The 12,016-nt window shown below is 53.6% G+C and carries 9 protein-coding genes; 5 read left to right on the top strand and 4 right to left on the bottom strand.

Going from position 1 to position 12,016, the window contains the following annotated elements; translation table 11 throughout:
* The first annotated feature begins 210 nt into the window (after positions 1-210).
* A complete protein-coding gene (locus DCX48_08770; protein QXE14581.1) occupies positions 211-2,403 on the top strand; it encodes a TonB-dependent siderophore receptor in 2,193 nt (730 codons plus the stop codon).
* A gap of 5 nt (positions 2,404-2,408) precedes the next feature.
* Positions 2,409-3,485, top strand: coding sequence for an ABC transporter substrate-binding protein (locus tag DCX48_08765; GenBank protein QXE14580.1), 1,077 nt, complete (start codon positions 2,409-2,411; stop codon positions 3,483-3,485).
* A gap of 90 nt (positions 3,486-3,575) precedes the next feature.
* On the opposite strand, the gene DCX48_08760 is transcribed toward DCX48_08765, so the two are convergent.
* Both DCX48_08760 and DCX48_08755 read right to left on the bottom strand, forming a co-directional pair.
* Positions 3,576-4,253, bottom strand: a complete 678-nt coding sequence (locus tag DCX48_08760) for a type 1 glutamine amidotransferase domain-containing protein (protein ID QXE17193.1) — start codon at positions 4,251-4,253, stop codon at positions 3,576-3,578.
* A 47-nt stretch (positions 4,254-4,300) separates the two neighbouring features.
* Positions 4,301-5,719, bottom strand: coding sequence for a coniferyl aldehyde dehydrogenase (locus tag DCX48_08755; protein QXE14579.1), 1,419 nt, complete (start codon positions 5,717-5,719; stop codon positions 4,301-4,303).
* A gap of 168 nt (positions 5,720-5,887) precedes the next feature.
* Between DCX48_08755 and DCX48_08750 the strand changes: the two genes are divergently transcribed.
* From DCX48_08750 to DCX48_08740, 3 genes are all read left to right on the top strand, one after another.
* Positions 5,888-6,778, top strand: a complete 891-nt coding sequence (locus DCX48_08750; GenBank protein ID QXE14578.1) for a LysR family transcriptional regulator — start codon at positions 5,888-5,890, stop codon at positions 6,776-6,778.
* 301 nt (positions 6,779-7,079) lie between these two features.
* A complete protein-coding gene (locus DCX48_08745) occupies positions 7,080-8,639 on the top strand; it encodes an MFS transporter (protein QXE14577.1) in 1,560 nt (519 codons plus the stop codon).
* 43 nt (positions 8,640-8,682) lie between these two features.
* Complete coding sequence (locus tag DCX48_08740; GenBank protein ID QXE14576.1) at positions 8,683-9,822, top strand: glycoside hydrolase family 105 protein; 1,140 nt, start codon at positions 8,683-8,685, stop codon at positions 9,820-9,822.
* 352 nt (positions 9,823-10,174) lie between these two features.
* Here the strand turns inward: DCX48_08740 and DCX48_08735 are convergent, their stop codons facing one another.
* Positions 10,175-10,921 (bottom strand): SDR family oxidoreductase, encoded by a 747-nt coding sequence (locus DCX48_08735; GenBank protein QXE14575.1) that lies wholly within the window; start codon positions 10,919-10,921, stop codon positions 10,175-10,177.
* An 8-nt stretch (positions 10,922-10,929) separates the two neighbouring features.
* Positions 10,930-11,919 (bottom strand): MBL fold metallo-hydrolase, encoded by a 990-nt coding sequence (locus DCX48_08730; protein QXE14574.1) that lies wholly within the window; start codon positions 11,917-11,919, stop codon positions 10,930-10,932.
* Between the last annotated feature and the right edge of the window lie 97 nt (positions 11,920-12,016).

Below are 12,016 nucleotides of genomic sequence, written 5' to 3'. Positions count from 1 at the left end.
TCCTTCAGTGGGTATGGCTGATGCTCATTTTTGAGTATCATTCATACACCTCATTTTTATATTTTAATTTTTAAAATTCAAAGTTTTATAAAATAAATCCCTCTATCGCTCTCCTTATTTTCTTCCTGTCATGTCTGTATAGTACGTATCGATATATAAAGAGTTATATATCGATTATTGACATAATATTGACCAACAGGGATATAGCGGATGAAAGCCCGAAAAAATAATAGAAAAAAAGCACAGTGGTTATTGCCAGTATTAATGGTGGTTGTTCCACCCGTATTGAGCGCCGAACCGGCAACGATCAATAACAGCGAAAAGGCAAAGGCGGCTGACGTTATGGTCGTTAAAGCCGATCGCAGCGAGGTGAATGTGAATCTGGCTGGCGCAGGTATGACGACCGATGAGGTGGAGATCGGGCCGCTGGGTAAACGCGCAAGGCTGGATACGCCGTATTCGACCACGACCGTAACGGAAGCCATGATTGCCAATCAGCAGGCGAAGAACGTTAACGATCTCCTAAAATACAGCGCCTCCAGCCAGATGCAGGCGCGGGGTGGCATTGACGTAGGTCGCCCACAAAGCCGTGGTATGCAAGGTGACGTGTTGGCGAACAGCCGATTGGATGGGCTGAACATTATTTCTACCACAGCGTTTCCGGTGGAAATGCTGGAGCGGCTGGACGTGATTAACAGCCTCACTGGCGCACTGTATGGTCCTGCTAGCCCAGCCGGGCAGTTTAACTTCACGCAGAAAAGGCCGACAGCGCAGACGTTAAACCGCTTTACCGTTGGCTATTCCGGTAAAGGTGCCGCGGTGGGCTATGCCGATCTAGGCGGGCATGCGGGGGATGAAAACCAGTTCGGCTACCGTATTAATCTGCTACACGATGAAGGTGAAGGAAGTATCAGCAACAGCACATTGAGACGGCAATTAGCCAGTGTCGCGTTTGACTGGAATCTTTCCCCCGACACGGTGCTGGAAGTGAACGCCAGCGAGTATCGTTTCCGAAAAATGGGTTATGCCGGTGGTTTTTCCTATGGGCCGACAATTCAGTTACCCAGCGCACCGGATGTGACAAAACAGGGATACGGGCAGAGCTTTGCGGGTCTCGATCTGGTAACGAAAACGACCAGCACGCGCCTGAAGCACTACTTCAACAATAACTGGTACGCCTCGGGTGGCGTGGGCTATCAAACTGCCGATCGCGGTATGCGCTCGCTGTCGAATGCTATTACTAACAATCAAGGCACAGTGAGTACCTCTCTGACGCAGCCTTATTCCGCCGGACGTTTTAAGGTATTGAGCAATACGCTGCAACTGAACGGCCATATCGATACGAATGGGCCTTCGCATGACGTGGTATTCAGTACTACGGGATACCAGTGGACAATCTATAACGGGCTAGGGAATAGCAGGCGCTTTCCGCTGGGAAACAGCACCATTGATTCACCGCGTCATTATACCGATCCCAGCGATGGGCGTTTCTATCTGGGATCGGGCCGCTATAAATCCAGCCGCACCAGCCAGCAGGCTATCACCGCTGGCGATACCATCACGTTCAACGATCGTTGGTCAGCCATGGGCGTAGTGAGCCAAAGTTGGATCACTTCACGCAGTTTTGGCTCTGATGGTGGGGTGACTCGCGATACAGGCACCAGCCCGACGGTGTCACTGATGTACAAACCCTTGTCTAACGTGATGACCTATGTCGCCTATGCCGATTCGCTGGAGCAGGGCGGTACTGCGCCAACGGATGACTATGTGGTGAATAAAGGGCAGACGCTGAAACCTTATCGCAGTACTCAATACGAGGCGGGGGTGAAATCCCAGTGGGATGGGTTGAATCTGAATGCGGCTATTTTCCGTTTGGAACGTCCCTTCGCGTATGTTGCAGCAGATAACGTGTTCAAAGAGCAGGGCAATCAGGTCAACACGGGTCTGGAGCTGATGGCGGATGGTGAAGTGCTTTCCGGTTTGCACCTTTACGGCAGCATGACGCTATTGGATCCCAAGCTGAAAGACACCGCATTAGCCGCGACGCGTGATAAGCGAGTGGTCGGCGTGCCGAAATTTCAGGCTAATTTGCTGACGGAATATAGCCATCCGTCTGCGCCCAATCTGGTCTATATAGCCAATCTCCACTACACCGGTAAACGTGCGGCCAATGACACCAACACATCCTGGGCGGATAGCTATGTGACGCTGGATCTGGGAACACGCTACGGCTTCAAGCTGTACGACAAGCCAGCAGCGTTTCGTGTGGCGCTCAATAATGTCACCAATGAACGTTACTGGGCTTCTATTTTCCCCGGCAGCACGGACGGCATTAACGGCGGCGCTAACGCTTTCGTTGGTGACCCGCGTGAAATCCGCGCTTCTCTGACCGTTGATTGGTGAGTGCGATGCTGAAACGTTATTTTGCCGCGCGATACGGTGAGCTTCTGCTTAATGCGCTAATGCTGTTGGCGGTGAGTTTCTCCGGTGTGCATTTGGTTCAGGCAGAAACGCCTGAGTCCGCGCCGCGGACGATTCACTATTACGGCGACCGTGCAGTGACGGTGCCCGCGACGGTTGAGCGGATAGCGACCTCATGGAATGCGCAAAACTCGATACTGGCTATGCTGGGCTATGGCGATCGTATTGTCGGGACGACGAAACTCGTGCGCGATATGCCGCTGTTCCGCCAGTTTATGCCGTCCATTACGCAGGCTTCGCTGGTTTCCCAGAGCGGAAACATGGGAATTAATACCGAAGCGTTGATTGCGCGCCGTGCTCAGGTCTTTTTCGTGTCGGACAGCGTGCCGGTTGCTGAAGCCGAAGCGTTGAATAAGGCCGGAATTGCCATCGTACCGCTGCGCTACAACTCGCTGGCGGCGATGGTGGAACGCACGTTGATCACCGGTGAGATTCTGGGGCCGGAAGCGTCGCGTCGGGCACAGGATTTTGCCGCTTATTATCAGGACAATGTCAGACGCGTGACGGAAGTGATCCAGAACATTCCGTCACAGCAGAGAGTGAAGGTCTACCATGCGGTTGGCGATCCGTTAACGACGTCGGGACGTCCTTCACTGAATCAGGACTGGATGGATCTGGGCGGTGCGATCAATGTGGCAGAACCGTGGTTTAGCCGTTCAGGTGTGACAACCGCACCCGTTTCGCTTGAGCAGATTTTTCAGGCCGACCCTGATGTGATTATTACGATGCGGGCTGCGGATGCGAGAGCGATTCGTCAGGATGCACAGTGGCAGCAGCTACGTGCGGTAAAACAGGGGCGTGTTTATGCCAATCCGCTGGGCATGTTCTGGTGGTGTCGGGAAACCTCGGAGCAGGCGCTGCAATTTCTTTGGTTGGCAAAAACGCTGTATCCGCAGCAGATGCAGCACATCGATATGGCAAAAGAGACGCATGATTTTTATCAGCGTTTTTACGGTTTCGATTTAACCGCGCAGCAGGTCGATTCAATTTTGTCTCCCCCCTGAAATATAGGGGACTTCACTTGATGACAGGGCCGCATCAGCGTTGCGATGCGGCCCTGTTTTTAGACACAGAAAAATGAGGTATAACGCGGATTAAGCCAACTGCTTGAGAATCGCTTTGGCGACCACTTCTGAGCTTGCCGGATTTTGACCGGTGATCAGCTTGCCGTCTTCAACAAGGTACGGTGCCCAGTCTGGGCCTTTTTCGTACAGGCCGCCGAGTTTCTTGAATTCATCTTCAATCAGGAAAGGCACCACGTCCGTCAACTGAACCGCCTCTTCTTCACCGTTGGTGAAGCCTGTCACTTTGCGGCCTTTAATCAGGGCATCGCCGTCTTCTGTTTTCACATGAATCAGCACGCCCGGCGCGTGGCAGACAAAACCGGTTGGCTTGTTGGCACGTACAAAGGCCTCGATGAGCGCGATAGAGACGGGCGATTCAGCCAGATCCCACAGCGGACCGTGGCCGCCGGGATAGAAGACCGCATCGAAATCCTGTTCGATGACGGTATCCAGTTTTACCGTATTAGCCAGTTCCTGCTGCGCAGCAGGGTCTGCTTTAAAGCGATGCGTCAGCTCGGTTTGAAAATCAGCCAGATCGCTTTTCGGGTCGAGGGGCGGTTTGCCGCCAGCAGGGGAAGCGAGAACGATCTCGGCACCCGCATCTTTAAAGGTGTAATAAGGTGCCGCAAATTCTTCCAGCCAGAAGCCGGTTTTATTACCGGTGTTGCCCAGTTTGTCGTGAGAAGTCAGGACCATTAAAATTTTCATCATTTTTCTCTCTATAGCTGCAGGATATTCGGGTGAATAGAGGCCATTTAGCCTTTGAGAACTGCGACAATCGCATTTTGTTTCTCATGGTAAGGCGCACGCAGTGTCAGGTTAGACGCGCCATCTTCACTTTGTATGACGATCGGTTTGGCGTGGCTGAAACGGCGAAATCCGTGGACACCGTGATATGCGCCGATGCCGGATGCGCCAACGCCGCCAAACGGGAGTGTGTCGATGGAGACGTGCGTCATCACATCATTGATAACCAACGCGCCTGACGTTGTTCTGCCGGCGAAGCGTTGCTGCATGGCTTCATCATGGCTGAACAGATAGGCCGCCAGCGGACGTGGATGCGCATTGATGTAGTTAATCGGTTCCTCTGCCGTTTGATACGTTTTGACGGGCAGCAGCGGGCCGAAAATTTCTTCCTGCATGATCGTCATATCATCGCGTACGCCGAACACCAGATGTGGGGCAATTTTGCGGCTTTTGGCATCGTAGGACGCTTCGCCTTCCGGTGCCAGACTAACGACGGTCGCGCCTTGCTGTTCAGCCTCTTTCAGGAGTCGAATCAGGCGATCGTAATGCCTATCAGCAATGATAGACGTGTAATCTGGGTTCGCCTGTAGTGTCGGGAAGCTTTTCTGCATAAAGGCTTTGGCAGCATCGCGGAAAGCCTGTTCCTGACCTTCAGGCAGCAGCACATAGTCCGGCGACAGGCAGATTTGCCCCGCGTTGAAAGTTTTTACCGTCAGCGTGCGTTCAGCAGCTTCTGTGATATCTGCACTGCTATCAATGACGACGGGTGATTTGCCACCCAACTCCAGCGTGACCGGCACCAGATTCGCCGCCGCCGCGCGCATCACATGTTTCCCCACGGCGGTGCTGCCGGTGAAGACCAAATGATCGAACGGCAGTTCGCTGAATGCCTGACCGATTTCCGCATCGCCCAACACGACGGCCAATTCCAGCGGGTCAAAATAGTGGGCAATCAATTCCGCCAGCAGTTCAGACGTGTGTGGCGTCAGTTCTGACGGTTTCAGAATCGCGGTATTACCTGCGGCAAAAATGTCAGCCAGCGGGCCGAATGACAGGTTTACCGGGAAGTTCCACGGGCTGATCACGCCGATCACACCCAGAGGCTGATGTTGAATCCATGCCTGCATACCGGGAGCGGGTTCATCAACCGGTTCTGGCTGCATCCAACGTTCAACGTTATCGATGGCGTTCTGTAGCATCTTTAGCGTGATGCCGATGTCGGCAGCGAACGAGTGATACAGGCTGCGATGGCCGAAATCATCACTCATGGCCTGCGCGAGCGCCGCATGGTTTTCACGGAGCAGATTGATGCTGCGCTGTAAGCGATCTTTACGTAGCGCGGCATCGGCGGGGCCAGATGCAATGTGAGCACGCTTCATCGTCTTCAGGATGGCTTGTAAATCCTTTTTGGATTGTTGTGTCGACATGTTTTGTCCCCTTTTAGTCGTCGAGTACCAGAGAAAACAGAAAGTTAGCCGGGGTTCCGGGTCACTCAAGATGGGATAAAGGATACGGCAGGGGTTGATCCGTCCGCCAACAAGATTATTATTCTAGGGGTATAAATAATTTTATATCTCAGGCTCTATAGGTATCTCATGTCACTCCTTCGTCTACGTACGTTTGTGGAAGTCTATCGACAGCGCTCAATTAGCGGGGCGGCGCGCGCGCTCAATCTGACTCAGCCTGCGGTGTCGCAGCACATTGCCGGGCTGGAGGTCGCGGTGGGGCGTCGTCTCTTTGAGCGTCAGGCAAACGGTGTGACGCCAACGTCGGCAGCAGATGACTTAGCGGCGGATCTCGGGGATAAACTGGATGAAGCCGAAGCGGCGTTGGCCTCCGCCCGTGCGAGGTCAATGGATGTCGCGGGGACGCTGCATATCATTGGTCATGCGGATTTCATGGCTGAAGTGGTATCAGAACAGCTGTTTCCGCTGCTTGAGGCGGGTGTCCGGGTGCATATGCATACCGGTGACGGCGACTTGATTAAACAGATGCTGCTGGAAGGGCATTGCGATCTGGGCATAACGGCGCATCCCGTGACGGATAAGCGGCTGAAAAGCGATCTGTTAAAGAGTGCGACGCTACAGGCCGTGGCGGCGCCCGCGATTGTCGAACGGTTGGTACAGGCAGACGATCTGCCGCAGGCGCTGGCACGGGAGCCGATGCTGGCGTATGACCTGGAGCTTCCTCTGATTGATCACTGGTTGAAGAAAAACCGCATACAGGATAAGGGACTGGTGCCCGCCGTGGTGAGCCAAGATCTGCGTGCGCTGCGTCGTGTGCTGACCAGCGGGTTTGGCTGGACGGTGATGCCGATATATTTATGTCAGGATCTGTTGGATTCGGGGGAACTTGTCATTATCCCGCCGCCTGTCGGCACCACGCAGCTTGATTACTATCTGGTCTGGGTGCCGGGCGCGCTGCGCCAGCCACGTTTAGCCCATGCGCGGCAAACTTTTCTGTGGCGCTTACAGCACGCGGAATAATCTCGTCCTCGATTAAAAAAATGCCGTTTTTCAAGACATAATGAGGCGTAGCCTGCTGCCAGCTCCGCCTTCCTTCTTGCTTGTTCCTCACTTCCTATCCTGTGATCGCCATAAACGAACTGCGAGTTTTGTTCAGTTAAAATGGCTTTTTATAAAATCTTTGAAGCGGATCGCACCAATCTTCCCTGTGCTGCCAGCGTAGGGGACGTGATGGCAAAAGCGCAAAGGTTTTCACGATCGCCGAGCGCTAACGTAACAGCGTGACACCCTCATAACTAGAAATGCTCGGGGAAGGATGGCGATGAAAACACGTAAGATCGGTTTGGCTAACTATTTAGCCTACGGTTCAGGGGACTTTCTTGGTGCGGGTACAACCGCGCTGACGGCCGCTTGGTTACTCTATTTTTACACCACGTTCTGCGGCTTAACGCCGATTGAAGCAACCTTTATTTTTGCGATGGCGCGCGTGCTCGATGCTGTTGTCAGCCCGCTGATGGGCTTCCTGACCGATAACTTCGGCTCAACCTGGCTGGGCAAGCGCTTCGGCCGTCGTAAGTTCTTTATTCTGCTCGGTATTCCCTTCGTGTTCAGCTACAGCTTCATGTGGGTCGGGGATATGAGCTATTGGTACTATCTGCTGACGTACCTGCTGTTCGATATCGTCTATACGATGGTGCTGGTGCCGTATGAAACGCTGGTGCCGGAAATGACCGACGATTTCAAACAGAAAACCAAGTTCTCCGGCGCACGTATCGCGCTTGCGCAGCTTTCCGCGATTTTAGCTGCTTTCTTGCCGGGCATTCTGCTGGGCTACTTCGGTAAAGACAATGCCGTGTCCTTCTTCTATTCGAGTCTGGTGTTCTCGATTATCTGCGCCCTGGTGCTGACGTTGGTCTATTTCTTTACCTGGGAGCGGCCACGCGATCAGATGTCGGAAGCGTCGCTACGGGCGGAAAAAGAGCGCCAGTCCCTGACGCTGAGCCAAAGCCTGAAACGGCTGAACGTTGAACTGGTTTCCACGCTGCGTATTCGTATTTTCCGCCAGCATCTCGGTATGTATCTGGGCGGGTATATCGCGCAGGATGTGTTCAACGCCGTGTTTACCTACTACGTAGTCTTTGTGCTGATGCAAAGCCCGACGATGGCCTCTAACCTGATGGGAACGATGGCGATTCTGCAATTTATTGCGGTGATTGGCATGATTCCGCTGTGTATCCGCTTTGGGCCAGCCCCCTCTTACCGCTTTGTTGTGTGCCTGTTTGGCCTGAGTGCGCTCTCCTACGCTGTCCTGTGGTACAGCGGCCTGCATGACACCTTCTCTCTATTGCTGCTGATCTCTGCGCTGGCGGGTATCGGACGCGGCGGGATCAACTACGTACCGTGGAACACCTACACTTACATCGCGGATGTAGATGAAGTGATCACCGCACAGCGTCGTGAAGGCATCTTCGCTGGGATTATGACGCTGACTCGTAAAGCCTCTCAGGCCGGTGCGGTGATGCTGGTGGGGATTGTGTTGCAGCTGTCCGGTTTTGTATCCGGGCAGAGCGTACAAGCGCCGAGCGTCAGCCACACGATTCTGATGATTTTAAGCTTCGGCACTGTGTGCGTGCTGGCGCTGGGCTTCCTGGTTTCTCTACGCTTTAAGCTCAACCTGCAAACGCACAGCGTGCTGCGGGAAGAGACGTTGAAAATGCGTGAAGCCGGGCGTCCTGTGCCGGAGAAGATTACGCCGCAGGCGCGGGCGACAGTCGAAATGTTGGCTGGTATGCCGTATGAATCGCTGTGGGGCAACAACAATATCGGCTATTTGAACCGTCATAACGGCGACAAGCCGGTAACGCACGCTACACAGCCGTAACTGTATTGAACTGTTAACTGATAACTCAATTGGATGAATGACTATGACCGTATTCAGTGTAAAACATAGCCCGCTTTTACGTCAGCCGGAACGCTTCATCTCCCGTGAGGATCTGAAGGCGCTGATTTGCCGTATCACCGACAATCTGGTGAATATTGAGGATAAAACCGGTGAGTTCTTGTTACGGCTGGACGATGGTCGGGTGATTGATACCAAAGGCTGGGCAGGGTGGGAGTGGACGCACGGCATCGGGCTGTACGGGATTTATCAGTATTATCAGCAGACGGGTGACGAGCAGATGCGCGCCATCATTGACGACTGGTTTACTGAACGTCTGGCGGAAGGCACACCGACGAAGAACGTGAACACCGTGTGCCCGTTCCTGACGTTGGCTTATCGCTATGAAGAGACGGGCGATGCCCGCTGGCTGCCGTATCTGGAGCGCTGGGCGGAGTGGGTGATGTATGAAATGCCGCGCACGGACAAGCAGGGCTTGCAGCACATTGTTTATAACAATGAAAACCATCAGCAGCTGTGGGATGACACGCTGATGATGAGCGTGCTGCCGTTAGCGAAAATCGGCAAGCTGTTAAATCGGCCGGAGTTTGTAGAAGAAGCGACATATCAGTTCATGCTGCACGTGCAATACCTGATGGATCGTGAAAGCGGCCTGTGGTTCCACGGTTGGACGTTTGAAGGACAGCACAACTACGCCAAAGCGCGCTGGGCGCGTGGTAACAGCTGGCTGACCATCGTTATCCCTGAATTTATCGAACTGCTGGATCTGCCGGAGCACAACGCGACGCGCCGTTTCCTGCTGCAAGTATTGGAAAGCCAGATTGAAGCATTGGCAAAATATCAGGATGACAGCGGCCTGTGGCACACGCTGATCGACGATCCCAACTCGTACTTAGAAAGCTCAGCAACCGCCGGTTTTGCCTACGGTATTTTGAAAGCGGTGCGCAAGCGCTATGTTGATCCGAGCTACGCTGAGGTTGCGGAGAAAGCGATTCGCGGCGTGATTAATCACGTCAATAAGGACGGTGAACTGACGCAGGTATCATTCGGCACCGCGATGGGCACCGATCTGGATTTCTACCGCAACATAGCGCTGACCTCCATGCCTTACGGTCAGGCAATGGCGATCCTCTGTCTGGCGGAATATCTGCGGGTCTATCTGTAAGAGGTCATCGCTACTCTTATATGCAAATGCTGCGAATTTTTATGGTTTGGCCGTTATCCGGCGTGAAAATTATGCAGCGGTGCGCTTGACCGCCGAGTGAGCGACAGGACGTCGCGAAAGCCAGTGCCGCGTCGGGAACGCGTCACTGGCGGCTCGAAAAGCGGGCATGGGCACCGATGGAACCGCGTAGCGGCATAATTTAGCTGGAAGCCTGGGTTCGCAGGGCGGCGGCGACTGAGCGCCCTGCGTCGGGCGCGTGTATATGTTACATATGAATGGCGGCAGTATGGCGCACGAAACTCTCTCTTAGCCTGCATAACAAATGTGATTAAGAGGAGGGGTGAGGGGGGGATTATTTCCCGCCTGCCAGATCGATAAAATTCCCTGTTACATAGGACGCCTCGTCCGATAACAACCAGCCTATCGCCTGCGCGACTTCCATCGGGTGACCACCCCGTTTCATAGGCAGCGAATGCTTGACGCGATCGACCCTTGCCGGTTCTCCACCGTCAGCATGCATATCGGTATAAATAAAACCGGGCCGCACGGCGTTAACCCGAATGCCCTGATCGGCGACTTCCAGAGATAAACCAATAGTTAAGGTATCGAGCGCGCCCTTTGATGCCGCATAGTCGATATATTCGTGTGGCGAACCCAGCCGAGCGGCTGCGGATGACACGTTGACGATGGCTCCGCCTTTTCCGCCATGCCGAAATGCCATGCGTTTGACCGCTTCCCGAGCACAAAGAAAACTGCCCACGGTGTTGGTGGCAAAAATATCGTTAAGCCGTGTGGCATCAAGCTGTTCAATAGTGGCCTGAGGTTTGAGTATCGCGGCGTTATTCACTAGGCCTGTCAGACGCCCAAGCATTTTATCGGTTTGCTTAAAGAGTTCGATAACCTGCTCTTCATCGGCGATATCGACCTGAACGGCGATGGCAGTTCCGCCGCTCGCGCGTATCTCTTCGAGGACGCTATTCGCACTATCCTGCTGGGTGCGGTAGCCGATACAAATCTTGTGGCCTTTTCCTGCCAGATAGCGCGCGGTTGCGCGACCGATGCCGCGCGAACCGCCAGTAATTAACGTAATGAATTCCATTCTGCCCCTTAGTTTTTTAGCCCCGCCATACTGTAATTCGCAGGGATCCAGCGATAGCCGTTTGGTTTACCGCTTGAATCATACACGGCTTTGCCCTGACCTAAACCGGGGAAGGAAATGTGTGCCGCACCAATCCATTCATTATTCTGCGCTGCTTCTGCCAGAACCTGTAAACGCGCGTCTGCGGCTTCATCCATATTGCGATCGAAATCGATCGTAGTCATAGGGCGAGGAAATTGTACCGCTTCGGCATGGATCGTATCGCCCCATAGTGTCAGTTTTTGACCGTCACTTTCGATCTGATAAAGGCTATGACCTGGCGTATGCCCCGGCGCTGGAACAGCGGTAATGCCCGGAAAAAGCGGCTGCTTGCCGGAGAAGGTTTTCAGCCGTTTGGCCGCAACGACGGGCTGCAATGAGTCCTCCGACTGCCCGAACGTGTGTTTCTCGCTATCCCGAACATGGTTGCTGTTAGACGGATTGAGCCAGAAATCCACATCTTTCTGATTAACGTAAACGGTGGCGTTAGGGAAAACCAGCTTGCCGTCACGCGAGACGCCGCCAGAATGATCGGCATGAATATGGGTCAGCAAAACGGTATCAATCTTCTCCGGTGGATAGCCAGCGGCGCGCAGGTTGTCGGGTAATTTCCCCCCCTGTTTGCCGAATAGTGGCCCGGCCCCAGTGTCTACCAGTATCAGCCGTTTACCCGTATTAATGAGATACGCGTTAATTGAGGTTTCGACCTGCGGCTGGAGATTCTTTTGCGCCAGCAGGTGCAGTATGTCTTCGTGGGGAATGTGGGTGAGCAGCTTATCCAGTGGGATAGTGACCGTACCGTCAGAAAGGGCAGTAATTTCAAACTGGCCTAGCATCATCCGGTAATAACCCGGTGCCTGTGTTCTCAGTTGAGGCACCGATTCTGCTTCGGCGATAAGGGGCGTTCCCGCCAGCAAAACCACGGGTAATAACGTCTGTTTCAGAAGATTCATTTTCATTATGCATTCCAGGAAGGTGACCCTGCTCGTCAGGGACTGGAACGATTATTCTGCTGACGCTACTATTGTTCAAATTGATTAACTTGATACTAACTAT

The organism is Pectobacterium atrosepticum, from assembly GCA_019056595.1.
Lineage (GTDB): Bacteria > Pseudomonadota > Gammaproteobacteria > Enterobacterales > Enterobacteriaceae > Pectobacterium > Pectobacterium atrosepticum.
The sequence above is the reverse complement of the archived record's forward strand: the minus strand, read 5'-3'. Positions and strand labels throughout refer to the sequence as shown.